Annotated in this window: 16 protein-coding genes; 7 read left to right on the top strand and 9 right to left on the bottom strand. The window is 61.7% G+C overall.

Features of this window, described 5'->3' with window-relative positions:
* Window positions 1-41: 41 nt before the first annotated feature.
* Window positions 42-509, bottom strand: coding sequence for an MgtC/SapB family protein (locus GSH16_RS10900; protein ID WP_160854908.1), 468 nt, complete (start codon window positions 507-509; stop codon window positions 42-44).
* A gap of 109 nt (window positions 510-618) precedes the next feature.
* Window positions 619-1,098 (bottom strand): transglycosylase SLT domain-containing protein, encoded by a 480-nt coding sequence (locus GSH16_RS10895; RefSeq protein ID WP_160854906.1) that lies wholly within the window; start codon window positions 1,096-1,098, stop codon window positions 619-621.
* 212 nt (window positions 1,099-1,310) lie between these two features.
* Between GSH16_RS10895 and GSH16_RS10890 the strand changes: the two genes are divergently transcribed.
* Window positions 1,311-1,607: an antibiotic biosynthesis monooxygenase family protein gene (locus GSH16_RS10890; RefSeq protein ID WP_160854904.1), complete on the top strand. Its 297-nt coding sequence runs from the start codon at window positions 1,311-1,313 to the stop codon at window positions 1,605-1,607.
* Window positions 1,608-1,623: 16 nt separating this feature from the next.
* On the opposite strand, the gene ypfJ is transcribed toward GSH16_RS10890, so the two are convergent.
* The gene (gene ypfJ / locus GSH16_RS10885) at window positions 1,624-2,469 is read right to left on the bottom strand and encodes a KPN_02809 family neutral zinc metallopeptidase (RefSeq protein WP_160854902.1); all 846 of its coding nucleotides are present in this window, start codon (window positions 2,467-2,469) and stop codon (window positions 1,624-1,626) included.
* A 247-nt stretch (window positions 2,470-2,716) separates the two neighbouring features.
* On the opposite strand from ypfJ, the gene GSH16_RS10880 reads away from it, so the two are divergent.
* Entirely contained in the window at window positions 2,717-3,337 is a 621-nt protein-coding gene (locus GSH16_RS10880) for a hypothetical protein (protein ID WP_160854900.1), read from the top strand.
* A 140-nt stretch (window positions 3,338-3,477) separates the two neighbouring features.
* On the opposite strand, the gene GSH16_RS15785 is transcribed toward GSH16_RS10880, so the two are convergent.
* Window positions 3,478-4,146, bottom strand: a complete 669-nt coding sequence (locus tag GSH16_RS15785) for a hypothetical protein (RefSeq protein ID WP_205524056.1) — start codon at window positions 4,144-4,146, stop codon at window positions 3,478-3,480.
* A 515-nt stretch (window positions 4,147-4,661) separates the two neighbouring features.
* On the opposite strand from GSH16_RS15785, the gene GSH16_RS10875 reads away from it, so the two are divergent.
* Window positions 4,662-5,375, top strand: coding sequence for a L,D-transpeptidase (locus GSH16_RS10875; RefSeq protein ID WP_160854898.1), 714 nt, complete (start codon window positions 4,662-4,664; stop codon window positions 5,373-5,375).
* Between the two features lie 3 nt (window positions 5,376-5,378).
* On the opposite strand, the gene GSH16_RS10870 is transcribed toward GSH16_RS10875, so the two are convergent.
* The gene (locus GSH16_RS10870; RefSeq protein ID WP_160854896.1) at window positions 5,379-5,657 is read right to left on the bottom strand and encodes a hypothetical protein; all 279 of its coding nucleotides are present in this window, start codon (window positions 5,655-5,657) and stop codon (window positions 5,379-5,381) included.
* 339 nt (window positions 5,658-5,996) lie between these two features.
* Here GSH16_RS10870 and GSH16_RS10865 point away from each other — a divergent pair, with 339 nt between their 5' ends.
* Both GSH16_RS10865 and GSH16_RS10860 read left to right on the top strand, forming a co-directional pair.
* A complete protein-coding gene (locus tag GSH16_RS10865) occupies window positions 5,997-6,212 on the top strand; it encodes a hypothetical protein (protein WP_160854894.1) in 216 nt (71 codons plus the stop codon).
* 64 nt (window positions 6,213-6,276) lie between these two features.
* Window positions 6,277-7,098, top strand: coding sequence for a hypothetical protein (locus tag GSH16_RS10860; RefSeq protein WP_160854892.1), 822 nt, complete (start codon window positions 6,277-6,279; stop codon window positions 7,096-7,098).
* Window positions 7,099-7,125: 27 nt separating this feature from the next.
* Here the strand turns inward: GSH16_RS10860 and GSH16_RS10855 are convergent, their stop codons facing one another.
* From GSH16_RS10855 to GSH16_RS10845, 3 genes are all read right to left on the bottom strand, one after another.
* Window positions 7,126-9,507: a transketolase gene (locus GSH16_RS10855; RefSeq protein WP_160854890.1), complete on the bottom strand. Its 2,382-nt coding sequence runs from the start codon at window positions 9,505-9,507 to the stop codon at window positions 7,126-7,128.
* A 203-nt stretch (window positions 9,508-9,710) separates the two neighbouring features.
* Complete coding sequence (locus tag GSH16_RS10850) at window positions 9,711-10,937, bottom strand: glycosyltransferase family 4 protein (RefSeq protein WP_160854888.1); 1,227 nt, start codon at window positions 10,935-10,937, stop codon at window positions 9,711-9,713.
* Between the two features lie 34 nt (window positions 10,938-10,971).
* Window positions 10,972-11,961, bottom strand: a complete 990-nt coding sequence (locus tag GSH16_RS10845; protein ID WP_160854886.1) for a class I SAM-dependent methyltransferase — start codon at window positions 11,959-11,961, stop codon at window positions 10,972-10,974.
* 4 nt (window positions 11,962-11,965) lie between these two features.
* On the opposite strand from GSH16_RS10845, the gene GSH16_RS10840 reads away from it, so the two are divergent.
* Window positions 11,966-12,121 (top strand): hypothetical protein, encoded by a 156-nt coding sequence (locus tag GSH16_RS10840; RefSeq protein WP_160854884.1) that lies wholly within the window; start codon window positions 11,966-11,968, stop codon window positions 12,119-12,121.
* 554 nt (window positions 12,122-12,675) lie between these two features.
* Here GSH16_RS10840 and GSH16_RS10835 read toward each other — a convergent pair.
* Entirely contained in the window at window positions 12,676-13,563 is an 888-nt protein-coding gene (locus GSH16_RS10835; RefSeq protein WP_160854882.1) for a CPBP family intramembrane glutamic endopeptidase, read from the bottom strand.
* Between the two features lie 531 nt (window positions 13,564-14,094).
* Between GSH16_RS10835 and GSH16_RS10830 the strand changes: the two genes are divergently transcribed.
* Window positions 14,095-14,676 (top strand): alpha/beta fold hydrolase, encoded by a 582-nt coding sequence (locus GSH16_RS10830; protein ID WP_160854880.1) that lies wholly within the window; start codon window positions 14,095-14,097, stop codon window positions 14,674-14,676.

Below are 14,676 nucleotides of genomic sequence, written 5' to 3'. Positions count from 1 at the left end.
GGCGGGCGCCAAGGAAGGTTCTATCAACCCTTACAAAAACCTCACCGCTTCTCCACATCCGAAGGCTCGTCCACTCCGTCGCCTTCCGTCACCAGATCATAGACATTGAGCACCACGCCGAAGGCGACCGCGAGCGTTAGGGCTTCGCGCCAATAGCCCATGCCGCAGGCAACCCCCATCGCGCCGACGCCCCAGATCGCGGTGCCGCTGGCCACGCCGCGCAGGCGGCCCTCGCTGTTCGATGAGATGATCGCGCCCGCGCCCAGAAACCCGATCGCGCCGACGAGCCCCTGGATGAGCCGCGTCGGGTCGAGCGCCAGTTCCGTTCCCGCGGCGATGCCGAGCGCGTAATTCTGTGTCAGCATCATCCACGCGCAGCAGCCCATCGCGGTCAGCATATAGGTGCGCGCGCCGAGCGGCTTGTGTTTGAATTCGCGGTCGAGCCCGACGATCAGCCCGCAGGCCAGCGCTAGCCCGAGGCGCAGCAGGAAGTCCCAATAGTCGACCATGTCCGCTCCTTCACCGTTGGTTCGGTAAGGATAACAGAGTTTTGCAGGCCGGGGTTCCCTTATCGGGCGCGTATTTGCGGGGCGGTGCGGTCAGGTCGCAGGTCGCGCGTCAGCGGCATTTGCGCGCCACTTCCCGCTCCCGCAATCCGGTTTCCACGAGCAGGCACTTGTCCCGCGCGGCATAATAGTAGCCGCGCGCATACCACATGACAGCCTCGTCCATCCGTTCGTCCGACACGATCCAGGCGCCGCGCAGATATTTTACCGCATAGCGCAGGTTGGTTTCCGCATCGAGCAGGTCGCTCGGCTTGCCCTCGAACCCCATGTTGCGCGCCGTGGCGGGCAGGATCTGCATCAGCCCGTAATAGGGGCCGTTGCGGGCTTTCGGGCGGTAGTCGCTCTCGCGCTGGACGACGCGATGCACCAGTTCGGGCGGCACGTCATAGACATCAGCATATTCGTTGATAAGGGCGCGCAGTTCCGGCGTTTCACCGGGATAGAGGCTCTGGCTGCGGCTCACTTCGACCGTGTCGGCGCTGCAGGCTGCAAGAAGCATCAGCGGCACGGCAAGACGGAGGATGGCCTTCATGGCTCGGAAATCCTGATTGCTCGATGGCCGAATTGGACCGGAGTTCGGCCTTCGACGCAAGAGGGACGCGCAAGCGGTAGCGGAAATCTGCCAATGCCGTTTGCCCTCCGGAAGGTGCCGCCAACGGGGCACCGGGGCCGATCTGCTACACTGGCTGCGGGGGCAATTGCGACGGCATGTGGCCGTGCGGCCCGAGCGAGAAGGGGGCACTCATGATCATGCGCATTTTTCAAGTGGAAGTCCGGCCCGGCAAGGAAGCCGCGTTCCGGCGCTTTTTCCACGACACGGCGATCCCGCTCATGCAGGCAACAGGAGGGGTGGAGATGCTGCTTCCCGGAGCGGCCCGCGATGACAGTCCGCGCCATTTCAGTTTCGTGATGGTCTGGCGCGACCTGGACTCGCTGCAAGCCTTTGTAGGGGAGGATATCGAGGCGGCGCATATCGACCCGGCCGAAGCCGAGATGGTCGCGCGGCGGACGATCCGCCACTATGATCTGGTCGCACTGTGAGGACGCCGGAACAAGGTTAGAGCGCGTCGGTCCCGAACGTGTCGCACTGGTCGAGCGCGCCCGTCTGGTAGCCGGTGGCGAACCAGCGCTGGCGTTGCGCACTCGTGCCATGGGTGAATGTGTGCGGCATCGGCACACGGCCGGCATTGCGCTGGAGCATATCGTCGCCGATCTGCTTCGCGGCGTTCATCGCCTCGGCGACGTCGCCCGGATCGAGCGTGCCGAGCGCCTCGTCCGCATAGCGCGCCCAGATGCCGGAGAAACAATCCGCCTGCAACTCGATCCGGATCGACAGCGCGTTCGATTCCGCCGCGCTCGCCTGCGCCCGCACGCGGTTGACCTGACCGAGGATGCCCAGTTCGTCCTGCACATGATGCGCGACTTCGTGCGCGACCACATAGGCCGCCGCGAAATCGCCGCCCGCGCCAAGCTGGCGCTGCATGGTCACGAAGAAATCCGTGTCGAGATAGATCTTGCGGTCGAGCGGGCAGTAGAAGGGGCCCGTCGCGCCCGATGCGCCGCCGCAGGGCGATCCGGTGACCCCGCTGTAGAGGACGAGCACCGGCGGCGTGTAGCTGCGGCCAAGCTCCTGCTGGAAGATCGCGGACCAGATCGTTTCCGTGTCGGCGAGCACCACCGAGACGAAGGCCCCGGCCTCGCGGTCGGCCGCGCTCATCTCTCCGGTTTGCTGGGGTGCGGTCCCGGTCTGGCTGACGAAGGGCGTCATGTCGACGCCGAAAAACCACCCGACGATGAGCAGCAGGATGAGCCCGATCCCGCCGCCGCCCACGGCCATGCCGCCGCCACGCCGGCCGCGCCGGTCCTCGATATTGCGGCTGCCGCGGCGTCCTCTCCACTGCATGATCTTCTCCCTCTTGCGGCCGATAGACGGGCCGGACCGGTCGACAGGCAAGGCGGAATGCCCGCAAAGCCTAGCACGCCAACCGCACGCCGTCATGAAGTGAACCGCGAGGCGGCGGCAATCGTTCCAACGCGGTGCGCCCGACCGGCAGGAAAGAGTTGATCGACCAGCCGCCTTTGCGCAGTCTTGAACGACGGTAACCCATTTGCAGGTCTGCTTGCGCACCTGCCAGCAACAGGAGGATAGAATGACACGTCTTGCTACTCTCTGCCTGCCCGCCGCTTTTCTGGCCCTCGCGTCGCCCGCACCTGCGGCCGAGCAAGAGGCGATCGACGGATGTATCGACCAGTTGCGCACCGTCGGCGGACCCGACGGGCAGAGCGGCACCGTGGTCAGTTCGGAATTTTCCGAGGCCGGCACGCTGGTGATGCTGCGCGATGCGGGCGGCACGCTCTGGCGCTGCATCGGTTATAGCGACGGGGCGGTCGGTGAACTGGCTGTCGCGGAGGCTGCCGACGACGGGGCGGGTGCGATGGCCGGCGCGTCGGGGGACATGGTGTCGGAGGAACAGGTCCGTTTCGCGGCCGGCACAAGCGGCGCGACCCTCACCGGCACGCTCGCGGCCGGCGCGTCGAAACGCTACCTGCTCGGGGCGAAGGACGGGCAGTTTCTCGATGTGAACCTGTCCGGCACCGGTGGCGGGCTGTCCTACCAGATCTTCAATCCAGACGAGACGTTCCTTCTCGACATGGTGCCGGCGGGGCAGGACTATCGCGGGCAGCTCTGGCAGTCCGGCGACCATGTGGTCGAGGTCATCAACCGCGGCGACGGGGCGGCGGAATACACGCTCGGCGTGACGATCGAATAGGTATTAGAAGGGATCGCAGCGGCCCTGATTGCGGCGCGGCTGCGTGGCGTGTTCGTGCATTGGGTCCCGACAATAAAAGAGGCCCGTCTCCGGGCCTCCTGCTTCCGGTCGTGTGGGGGCCGACCGGTCTGTCGTGACGTTCAGTTGAACGTGTAGGTGACGGAAATCGCGCCGCCGACCTTGCCGCCGGCCGAGATCACGCCGACATTGCCATAAAGGCTGTCGGCAAATTTCGTACCAACGACGAAGGCGGTGCCTGCGGCCCCGTCCCAGGATCCGGCGCCGAGCGAGACCTGGATCCCGTCCGCATGCGGGTTCTGCTGGATCGCGGCCAGAGCGGCCACACCGGCAATCCCGTCACGGTTCGACCAGACCTGTGTCATGTCGGCATCCTTGCCGTCCGCGCCGGCCGGGCCCTGAACGCCCTGGACACCCTGCGCGCCTTGCGCACCTTGCGCACCTTGCACGCCCTGGGCACCCACGATCGGGGCCGGGGGCGTGTAGTTGTGCGAGCCGGAGGCTTTCACATCTTCCTGCCGGTTGGTATCGACATTGATGAGCTTCGCCGTGCCGGCCGGACCGGTGACGAGGATTTCCTCGCCCGGGTTGACCTGATAGACGCGGGAGAAGCTGCCGCCGACCTGCTGGAAGCGGATCGTCTTGACCTCGGGATCTTCGTTACGGATACGCCAAACGGCGCCGTCATCGGAAAGCCCCATGGACGTGAGGCGAACCTTGGCTTCGGCTGCCGCGCCGAAGGAAAGGGCAGCCAGAAACGCGGCCGCGACGGCATACTTGGTAAACTGCATTGTCAGTCCTGCAATAGTAGTGAGTAGGTGATCTTCCCCCGGCTTTGTCCCACCCCACCCTGTGATTTTTTGGCCCTGACACCGCGGCCGATACAGAGGGCGGCGGGTCAGAATCGCAGAGGTTTCGCGCGAAGGTTTGATCCTGCGAATCCTTAAACATTAAGATTCTGTTAAAATGTCGATTAAATGGAGGAGAATTGCGGCAAACCTGCCATCTTCTGCCTTGTTTTCAAGGTGCGGTTGAGTGCCGGAATATTTGTGGCGCGAAGTCAACGCTTTCGCCGGCGGGTGCATATCTGGCCGTTGATCGCGACCGGCATACCTTCCGTGGGGTCAGTCACCCGTTTGGGCCGCCAAATGACGAAAAATCCACCTGCATGACCCTGCGGCATATGGAACACGGTCCGGTGCGCACAGGTTTGTGACTGGCTGCCCCCGGGGGCGGATATGCAATAATGGATGTTTGTCTGGCGCCCGTCTGCTCGGGGCGCCTTGTTGTGGAAGGGATGATGCTCATGCTCACGAGACGCCATTTCATTGTGACGAGTGCGGCGCTGTTTTCCGGACCGATCGCGGGGCCTGCTCTGGCCCAGCAGGATACCGTGTTGCCCACCGTCGAGCCGCCTGCGGCACCGGCCCGCGGCCCGGTCAGCAATCCGAACAACTGGCCGCGCTGGGATTCGATGGTCACGCCGGCCAATTATGATCCGGCCACCTCCAACCCGTGGGGGATTCACCCGCGCTTCCTGGCAAATCTGGTCGAGGCCCGCCCGAGCCTGCGGGCAGGTGACCTGCACGTGGATGCCGTGGCGCGCTACATCTACTATATCAACGGCGACGGGACGGCGATGCGCTACGGCGTGGCGATTGCCAAGGGGAACCTCTACGAGCCCGGAACCTACCGGATCGGGCGCAAGGCGCGCTGGCCCACCTGGACGCCGACGGCCAACATGATCCGGCGCGAGCCCGAAGTGTACAAACAGTATGAAAACGGGATGGATGGCGGCCCGAGCAACCCGCTCGGATCCCGCGCCTTCTACCTCTATTCGGGCGGGCGCGACACATATTTGCGGATTCACGGCACGCCCTATGCACGCTCGATCGGCGGGCGCGCCAGCTCCGGCTGCGTGCGCATGGTGATGGCCCATATCAACGGGCTCTATGACCGTGTGTCGACCGGATCGACCGCCTATCTCTACCCGCCGGAAGACAATATCGGGCGGGGCTAGGGGTCAACTCGTAACCGACTGCGACCGGGTGCAGATATGGCGCCCGGCCGTGGTGCGCAGCGGCAGGAGGGTCGTTTCCACCGGACCGACATAGCGGTACCAGAAACAGCCATCCTCGGGCCGCAGGATCACGGCGCTCAGGTCCTGATAGGGTGCGGCCACGGCCAGCACCTCTTCGGGGACCGGCGCACCTTCCTCGATATCGGCAAGATCCGAGCCGACATTTCCGGTGGTGCAGGCGCCCAGCAGGCACGTCGCGGCAGCAGCAAAATAGATTTTCATAAGCAATTCCCCATATTGCAGGCGAATATTGCCATAACCCTCAAGCGTCGGGCATGCAAATGCAAGCTCTGCACGACAGTTCACGCAGACCTGATGCATTCGGACCACCGCGCATAGCTGCGCGAAGGCGCGCGGCAGGTGATCCCCGCTGGTCCGGATTTGACAGAGTTTCCCTTTACGTTAACTTTACCTTGCCCCCAGAGCACCACGCGGGGGCCGCGCCCCCGGCCTTGAGGCAAGGGTCAGGGCGCCGGGGCGGGCGCCCATGCGGGTCCCGCCCCGTTGCGCCGCGTGGCGGACGACAGTCGAGACGTCTCGGGCAACTCTCCCTGAGGAAGGGTGAGACCTGACAATTCGCCGGTTCACTGGACGCGTGTTACCGCCTGTCAAACGAGCATCAAGGATGTGATCGGGTCGCTGGAGGCCGGGACAACTGCCGATCTTGCGATCTGGCAGAAGACCTTGCGCGACAACGATCCCGGGAACATGATCGAGGAAGCGCTTGTAGCGGGGACGATGCCGAACAGTGAATTCACCCACCGTGACGGGATGTGAGCACTTGGGAAACCTGTGGCCGGTGCAACGGCTGGCCACGCGAAGGACGGGGGAGGGGACCGGCATGAACCAGACACTCACGACAGCATCGCTCACCATGGTGGCGAGCTTTTTCGCCGGCGCGGCACTGGCCTGCGACGCGGCCTGCCTTGCCGCGCGCAAGGCGGCCAATCCGCTCGCCGACACCAAAGCGCTCATGACCGACAACACCATTGCCTATCGCACCGGAACCGAGGAGGAGGACAGCTACAATTTCCAGCTCCAGCCCGTCTATTCGGTGCCGCTGGGGGATGCGAACCTCGTGCTGCGCGGCATCGTTCCCATTCAGGGTGTGCAGCAGGCCGCATCGCTGCCGCCCTCGATCCCGACACCGTCGCCGGCCACGGAGCTGACATGGGGCATCGGCGACAGCACGGTGCAGGCTTTCTATGCGCCGACGCCCGGCGCGAGCGGCATCGCGCTCGGCTACGGCGTGCAGGTATCGTTGCCGACCCGCAGCGATGATGCGCTGGCCGGTGCGGGCTGGGGCGCCGGGCCGGCCTTCGTCATGTTCGGCCAGACCGGCGATCTGTCCTGGGGCGGCCTTGTCGGCCATATGTGGGGGGAGGATGATTTCTCCGTCACGATCCTGCAGCCGATCGTGATCTACGGGTTCGGCGGCGGCTGGTATGCAGGCTATAACAACCTGCTCTCCTACAACTGGTCTGCGGAGAAGGATGCCGAACCCTGGTCCGTCCCGCTCGGGCTGACGGTCGGCAAGACTACGGTTCTGAACGAGGAGACCGGCACGGCGCTCGATCTCAGCCTCGGCTATTATGCGCTGGAACGTTCGCCGCTGGGCGGGCCGGACAGCCAGTTGAAGTTTGGCATTTCAATGTTCTTCTGACCGACGGGCGCGGGATGCGCGGGGCGCCTAGACAGGCGTCCCGCTGCGCAGGGCCTTGCCTGGTGTCAGCGCCGCCACCTTGGCGATGATCGTGTCCGCATCCACCCCGTGATGCCGGTAAAGGTCGCCGATCGTGCCCGTCTGCCCGAAATGCTCGACACCGAGCGGGATCGTCCGGTGCCCGCCGACCGCGCCGATCCAGGACAGGGTCGCCGGGTGGCCGTCGATGACGGTTATGATCCGGCAATGCGGCGGCAGATCCGCCATCAGCCGCTCGATATGGGACTGCGCACCCGCATGTCCGCGGGACCGGGCACGTTGTGCCGCCGTCCAGCCCGCGTTCAGCCGGTCGGCTGATGTGACCGCCAGCACGCCGATGTCGCGGCGGCTTTCCCCGATCCGGCCCGCAGCACGGATCGCTTCGGGCGCGACCGCACCCTGATAGGCGATCACCAGATCCGCGTTCGGGCCGGGTTTGCGCAGCCAGTAGGCGCCGTCGATCGCGCCCTGTCGGAAATCCTCGTCCACACGCTTGCCCGGCTGCTCGATCGGGTTCGTCGTCAGGCGCAGATAGACCGATCCGCCGGTCTCGTCGCGCAGCCATGTGCGCTCGTCCGGATCGCCTTCGCCGTCGCGTTGAAGATAGTCGAAGGCCCATTCCATGATCACGGCGAGTTCGTCGGCGAATGCCGGTTCGAAGGCCGCGAGCCCGTCCTGGCTCATGCCGATGAGCGGCGTGCCGACCGACTGGTGTGCCCCGCCTTCGGGCGCCAGGGTTACGCCGGACGGCGTGCCGACCAGCAGGAAGCGCGCATCCTGATAACAGGCATAGTTGAGCGCATCGAGCCCGCGGGACACGAACGGGTCGTAGACGGTGCCGACGGGTATGAGCCGCTTGCCGAAGAGCGAATGGGACAGGCCGGCCGCGCCGAGAAGCAGCATCAGGTTCATCTCGGCAATGCCAAGTTCGATATGCTGCCCGTCCGGTGTGAACTCCCATTTGGCCGTCGACGGGATGCGGTGCTCGATGAACGCATCCGCCTGTTCGGTGCGCGCGAAAAGCTTGCGCCGGTTCACCCAGGGGCCGAGGCTGGTGGTGCCGGTCACATCGGGCGATGTGGTCAGGATGCGGGCGGCAAGCGGGCTGTCGCCTTTCGACAGATCGTCGAGGATCCTGCCGAAAGCCGCTTGGGTCGAGACCTCCCGCGCGCTGTCGACGGCAATCGGCGGCACCGGCAGCTTTGCGTCCTGATAGCGGCGGGGACCATGGGCGAAGAAGGGCACCGTTGACAGGAAGTCGCGCAGCGATGCCGGATCGGCCACGCCCGCCATCGGGTCCCATTCGGCCCCTTCGGGCACACCCATATGGGCCTGCCAGTCGGCGAATTGCGTGCGGTTCATCAGCCCGCCGTGATTGTCCTTATGGCCGGCAATCGGCGTGCCCCAGCCCTTGACCGTATAGGCAAGGAAGCAGGTCGGCCGGTCATGGTCGATGGCGGCGAAGGTCTCGGCCATCGTCTCCACGCAGTTGCCGCCGAGATTTTCCATCAGCGCGGCAAGCTCCGCGTCGCTGCGCCGCTCGATGAGCGCGCTGACCGCGCCCTGATCGCCCAGATCGTCCATCAGCCGCTGCCGCCATACGGCGCCGCCCATGAAGGTGAGCGCCGCATAGTCCTGATTGGGGCAAGCGTCGATCCAGTCGCGCAGGGCAGGGCCGCCCGGCTCCTCGAAGGCGGCCCTCTGAAGGCTGCCATATTTGACCCGAACCACGTCCCATCCGAACGCGTCGAAGATTTTCTCGATCCGTGCGAAAAGGCCCTCTCGCACGATTCCGTCGAGCGACTGGCGGTTATAGTCGATGACCCACCAGCAGTTGCGCAGGTCGTTCTTCCAGCCCTCCTGCAGGGCCTCATAGACATTGCCCTCGTCAAGTTCCGCGTCACCGACCAGCGCCACCATCCGGCCGAGCGGCGCGTCCGGTCCCCAGGATTTCGCATGAATATAGTCCTGCACCAGCGACGCGAATGAGGTGATGGCAACGCCCAGCCCGACCGATCCGGTGGAAAAATCCACATCGTCGATATCCTTGGTGCGGCTCGGATAGGATTGCACACCGCCGAAACCGCGAAAGGCTTTCATCTTTTCCAGCGTCTGGTTGCCCATCAGATATTGCATCGCGTGGAACACCGGTGCTGCATGCGGCTTCACCGCGACACGGTCCTCCGGCCGGAGCGCGGAGAAATAGAGCGCCGTCATGATCGACACCATCGAGGCCGAAGAGGCCTGATGCCCGCCGATCTTGATCCCGTCGACCTTCGGCCGCAGGTGGTTGGCATGATGGATCATCCAGTGCGACAGCCATAACAGGCGCTGTTCGACGATCTTGAGCTGTTCCGTCTGCGTGGCCATGTCCCTACCTCCCGATCCCGTTCCGTCCTGCGGGTCTGCCGACGGTTTACCTTAGACGCAGATTTTCGATTGGGGATTCTTTTTGCGGTTGTGACGGGGCGCGATAGGCGGCGCCGATAGGAGAGGTGCAGGCACAGTCTGCTTTCTGTCGTTTTCTGGCACTTGTGCGCGGGGACATCCCTGTGCCTGTAGTGGCAAACAGGTCAGGATGTCCTGGCTTTCCACGTCTCGATCGTTCTGGAGTACAAGTCTGTATAGGTTGCTGAAACCGCATCCCAATCGAACTGTTGCGCCTTCTCCCTGCCGCGGCTGGACAGAGACGCGGCCAATGCGGTGTCGCCAAGAATGCCCGAGATCGCATCTGCCATCGCGCCGGGATTTCGTGCTTCGCACAGCACCCCGTCCGCGCCATCCTCGATCATATCCGCAATGCCGGGAACATCATTGCCGACGACCGGTGTGCCGGCCGCCATCGCTTCAATGATCGTGAGCGGCATGCCCTCCGACATGGAGGGAAAGGCCAAAATATCCGCGGCGGCATACAAGTCGACAAGCTCGTCCGGCGGGAATCGCATCTCTCTTCCTTGCGCGTTTCGGATGGTCGGAAGCGCGCGAAACTGCTCCCCGACACCGGCTTCTGCCGCGCGCGGCAAAAGCTGCTCCGACTGCTGCCCGACCACCACCCAGACGACGGTCCGGCCGAGGCTGTTCAATGCCGCGATCGTATCCGGAATGTAGGTGAAGCCCTTTCGCGGTTCGTTCCGTCCCACCGAGAGGATCATCGGGACCCCTCGGGGAACGTTCAGACGGGCTCTGACTTCCTCTTTGGTCGAGCCGGGTCGCGACAGTCGGTTGGTGTCAACGCCGTTCGGGATCGGATGGACCGAACCTGGATCTGCACCCAAAACCACATATCGCGCGCTGATGGACGGGGATATGGCCGTCAACGCAGGGAGTCGCGGCATCAGGGCGCGGACCCTGCGCTCATGTGTGGCGTGCTGGAGGAACCCGTATCGGCTTTCCGCATCTATCTGGATATCCGCGCCATGGGCTGTCACGACAAACGGCACGCCGAGCAGGTCCAGACCGGGAAAGGCCATCCATGCCGTCGGGTAGACCCAGTGCACATGCCAGATGTCGAACCTGTGGCGCCATTGGTACCAGGCCACCATTGCAGCGACGGGCGACCGCATGCCCACCGAGCGATAGGGCGGAGCCGGCAGTGTCGGGTTTGGGGCAAGCGTGAGACGATCGTAACCGAAACCGGCATCGCCCGACCTCTGGCGCTGCTTCCAGCGGGTCACCAATGTGACGTCGTGACCGGCGTCCTGCTGGCTTCGGATCAGACTGTCGACGACGATCTCCAAACCGCCGACGGTCCGTGGCAGGGCCGAGAAAGACAGATGTGCTATCTTCAGTTTTTCAGTCAATTTGGGTGGCTTTCCCGCATTTCCGCATTCCCGGTTATTTCCTGAACGGCCGTATCTGATACTTGTATCGGAGCCACGGCTTCAGGATTTTTCTTCCGACACGTTCCGCTGCTCCTTTCAGGGTCAAACTCCGGCTGGGCTTCTGGTCCCCGAAATCCCTGCTTTTTGCGAGAACAGCGTGGATATACTGATTGGAGGACCAGACGGATTTATATTCAAAACGTGTAAGTCGCCAGCCGGCGTCTCCGGCTTCGGAAATCAGGTCGCTTTCGTAGATGACCTCGTCGACAATCTGCAATTCATCGGGATTGTTTTCCATGATGTGCAGTTGGTATTCGGGGCTTGGGTATGTGACGATCAATCTGGCTCCGGGATTAGAAACGCGTGACAGGGATGCAAACAGGTCCCGCCTGTCCTGCGGCTTGATGTGCTCGATCACATCGAACATGCAGATGACGTCTATTCCCTCGGCAAAGTGATCGCGCACCGCGTCCAGATTCTCGGCGGCATTGATGCACAGGAAGTCGAGGTTGGGATGTCTGGCAGTCTTCCTTGCGTATCCGATATTCTCCGGAGCAATATCAACCCCCAGTACCTTGGACGGGTTGGCCTTCTTGGCGATCTGTTCGGTCGCGATACCGATGCCGCATCCAACATCGAGGACCGAAGCATTTGCATCAATGTTTCGAAGCGCGAAATCGATCGCAAGGCTGATCCGCTTGTTGCCATCGACGCGATAGCCGATCATTTTTGACTTCAGGAAATCGTCGTAGAAGCTCTCGATGCTCTGGTTGTCGACGATCGTTGTGTTCATCCTGACGTCCATCTTCCGGCGGTCATTGCGCCTGTTTTCGAGCGCCTCTTTCTCACGAGGCTTTCGGTGCTCGGTCCTTGATCCAGCGCCCAATCGACCGCGCTTGCTCGGCGCTCCGATCACATACCGATCATCAACCAGTCGCGTGAGTGTGCGGCAAAAATCCCGGCCTGTGAACCGCATCATGCGCGGGCAGTTCAATCGCGTCATTGTGGTGACGTCCGGCAAAGCGGTCTGGCTGGACGGGTTCCCCGAGACCTTGCGTCCCTGGCTTGCTGCGCTGACACCGCTGCTCAATATCGCGATACTGGCCTTTCTTTGTCGCCAGTTCGGACATGGCGAAAGCAAGAATTCCAAGGCAGAGGAATGAGGGACAACCTGTGTTTCCCGGTCTCGAACCTTCTATCGATTTGACGGCGAAGCGCAGACATAGATATTCGCAACCCATTGGGCGCTCGGCGCTTTTGATCGACCATTTTATTTGTTAATTTGCCCGACGAAATCGAAAAGCCAGAAAAGGGGGGGGCTGAAGTGACTTTTGATATTCCTCATACGATCGCGACAATAATAATCATCGTTATCGTTGTTTGGGGTCTCGATCAGGGATCTATGTTCGAGGGTATGGATAAGAAAAAGAAGTCCATAGTTAAAATAATTGTACTTTTTGTGGTCCTGTTTATTTTGAATATCGTTTGGCCCTATGGGTCGGGTGCCTGACTTTCGCCAGCCGATGCATGAATTTTTCCTTCATTGTGTCTAGATCCGGAGGGCCGTCACTGCGACCGGATTCGACATGGGTGGATGATAGATTGGCTTCGTGATTATCGACGGTCCGCCCAAAGCAAGGCACACGAAAACCTGGGTGTTCCAGATGGCCCCATCAACATTCGGACGGGATCCGGAAATCACACGGCTTCGGACACGCTAGAGGCTTTGGTTCCTTCTTTGCCGCCGCCACCACGACCAGAGTACGATGGAGCCCAGCACCAATTCGAAATGCCTCAGAAGCAGATTGAGTGCGCCTGTAGCGAGCGCTGCTGTGTCGGAAGCTGGCTCAACGGGAGGCACGGGCTGGCCAATGGACGGATCCGATGGCGCTACGGCATCTGCTGCAGTGGCGAGAACCTGGCCGTTGAAATCCACTACGCCGTCAAAAAGCGCGTGGGCAGCGACCCCAAACCAGATCGAGTTCATGCGAAGAGAAATGGTCGCGAACGCGAATCCGAGCATCGCAGCCTGAATGGCTTGTTCGACCGTTGACTCCAACGCTTGCCCGGCAATCCAGTTTACAAAGTGCATTGATCCGAAAAGCACCGATGAGATGATCACTGCAAAGATCGGTCCAATACCAGCCTCAAAACCGCGAAACACCGCGCCCCTGAACAGGCTTTCCTCAAAGATTCCGATAAGCAGCATGAACAATATGAACTTTTCCCAGGGAATGGATGCAATCAAATCGGAGATTTGAGCGCCAGAGCCGGCGGCTGCCATCAGCCCGGGGATCAGTATGCTGGCAATGTAAACAGCAAAAACGATAGGCGCCCAGATTCCACTCCAGTCCGGCGCCGACGTTAGTCGAGCTTTTTTGTTCCAGCCGACGAGCCCGATAATGGCCACGATGCTTGCAGCCAGAAAAAATTCGAATGGCAGGTCTCCCAGATCAATGGAGTTCGCGGACTTGGTTTCGTCTTTTCCAAATGCTCCGCTTGAAAATAAAGATGGAATGGAAAGAAATACAAAATATACGAAAATTAGAAAAATAGCGAAAATAATTGGCCTTTTGTTCACCCAATTTCTTATGACGTTGGTCATTTCGTACCTCTCAGGTCTCTTCTCTGCGCCCGCTGAACAGGTTCTGCGATGCTAGACCCGACACCTCCGCTTCAAAATTTGCGCGTAGAGCACGGAACGACGCCAATCGTACTCTAACTTTTGGGCCTTCCAAACTGTCGGTATGTTTCTTCTCTCACTTTCGGCAATTTCCCTTGCGAAATGTCCATCTCTGTTCATGGTCCTTCGCCTGGTCTACGGTCTCAGGTGTCGCCCCAGCGTTGGCCTCGCATTACGGGAGTCTCACATGGTTCGCTTTCCGAATTCAAAGACTGACTTCGCGATGTCTCGCGGCGCCGATAGAGAAGCATATCGGCAGATGACAGGGAACGAACCGCATTCGTGGGGTGCTGCCGCTTTCGTTTTCTCAAGTCTTCTCGCCCCGTTGATGTTTGGAAGTGCGGCACATTCCCAACCGACGTCCCCTGACGCCAAAGCTGTTTCTTGCCCTGACGTAATCACCCAGACCGCAACCGAGTCGAAGGCCAAACCTATTCTTGTGGCATCCTAACAGTGCCGGTCGACTATGATGACGGAGATGGAAAAACCATCGACTTGATGTATGGCGTGCTCCGGTCGACGAGCCTGTCGCCAGCACGTGATCCGGTCATCTACTTGCATGGCGGTCTGGGCGGTGGTGAACTTGCAAGCATGACGAACGCGCTGGCGGAACGCCTGGCAACTCTCCGTGCCCGCCGAGACGTCGTTGTTTTTGATCAGCGCGGCTCCGGATTCTCGCCAGGCGAGATCGAATGCAATGAGGTCTTCGCGGCCAACAGTGATGCGGCTTTTGCTGCGGCAGAGGATATTGCCGATTCTTCCGGAATGAATCTCGGCGCGGCAGCCAGCGAGTATCTGATCCCCTTGTGTGTCGCACACTTGAACGAGCAGGGCGTGGGCCTGAAAAATTACAACACCGTCACCAATGCTCGTGATGTGGTCCGCGTTGCCGAATTATTGGGGTTTCTACAGTTTCAACATCTACGGGCATTCCTACGGCACACGGCTCGGGTTGGAAGTGCTGCGGCAGAACCCACCCGGACTGCGCTCCATCCTGCTCGACTCCGTGCTGCCTACCGAGGTGGCTTGGCGTGA

The sequence above is a fragment of the Oceanomicrobium pacificus genome, from assembly GCF_009833495.1.
In the GTDB taxonomy this organism is placed as follows: Bacteria; Pseudomonadota; Alphaproteobacteria; order Rhodobacterales; family Rhodobacteraceae; genus Oceanomicrobium; species Oceanomicrobium pacificus.
The sequence above is the reverse complement of the archived record's forward strand: the minus strand, read 5'-3'. Positions and strand labels throughout refer to the sequence as shown.

Bases quoted from the DNA above. Each gene is read 5' to 3' on its own strand.
- GSH16_RS10880 (WP_160854900.1), top strand. From the start codon at position 2,717: ATGACACGTCTTGCTACTCTCTGCCTGCCCGCCGCTTTTCTGGCCCTC.
- GSH16_RS10845 (WP_160854886.1), bottom strand. From the start codon at position 11,961: ATGACGCGATTGAACTGCCCGCGCATGATGCGGTTCACAGGCCGGGAT.
- ypfJ (WP_160854902.1), bottom strand. From the start codon at position 2,469: ATGCAGTGGAGAGGACGCCGCGGCAGCCGCAATATCGAGGACCGGCGC.
- GSH16_RS10875 (WP_160854898.1), top strand. From the start codon at position 4,662: ATGCTCACGAGACGCCATTTCATTGTGACGAGTGCGGCGCTGTTTTCC.
- GSH16_RS10835 (WP_160854882.1), bottom strand. From the start codon at position 13,563: ATGACCAACGTCATAAGAAATTGGGTGAACAAAAGGCCAATTATTTTC.
- GSH16_RS10860 (WP_160854892.1), top strand. From the start codon at position 6,277: ATGAACCAGACACTCACGACAGCATCGCTCACCATGGTGGCGAGCTTT.
- GSH16_RS10870 (WP_160854896.1), bottom strand. From the start codon at position 5,657: ATGAAAATCTATTTTGCTGCTGCCGCGACGTGCCTGCTGGGCGCCTGC.
- GSH16_RS10900 (WP_160854908.1), bottom strand. From the start codon at position 509: ATGGTCGACTATTGGGACTTCCTGCTGCGCCTCGGGCTAGCGCTGGCC.
- GSH16_RS10855 (WP_160854890.1), bottom strand. From the start codon at position 9,507: ATGGCCACGCAGACGGAACAGCTCAAGATCGTCGAACAGCGCCTGTTA.
- GSH16_RS15785 (WP_205524056.1), bottom strand. From the start codon at position 4,146: ATGCAGTTTACCAAGTATGCCGTCGCGGCCGCGTTTCTGGCTGCCCTT.
- GSH16_RS10890 (WP_160854904.1), top strand. From the start codon at position 1,311: ATGATCATGCGCATTTTTCAAGTGGAAGTCCGGCCCGGCAAGGAAGCC.
- GSH16_RS10895 (WP_160854906.1), bottom strand. From the start codon at position 1,098: ATGAAGGCCATCCTCCGTCTTGCCGTGCCGCTGATGCTTCTTGCAGCC.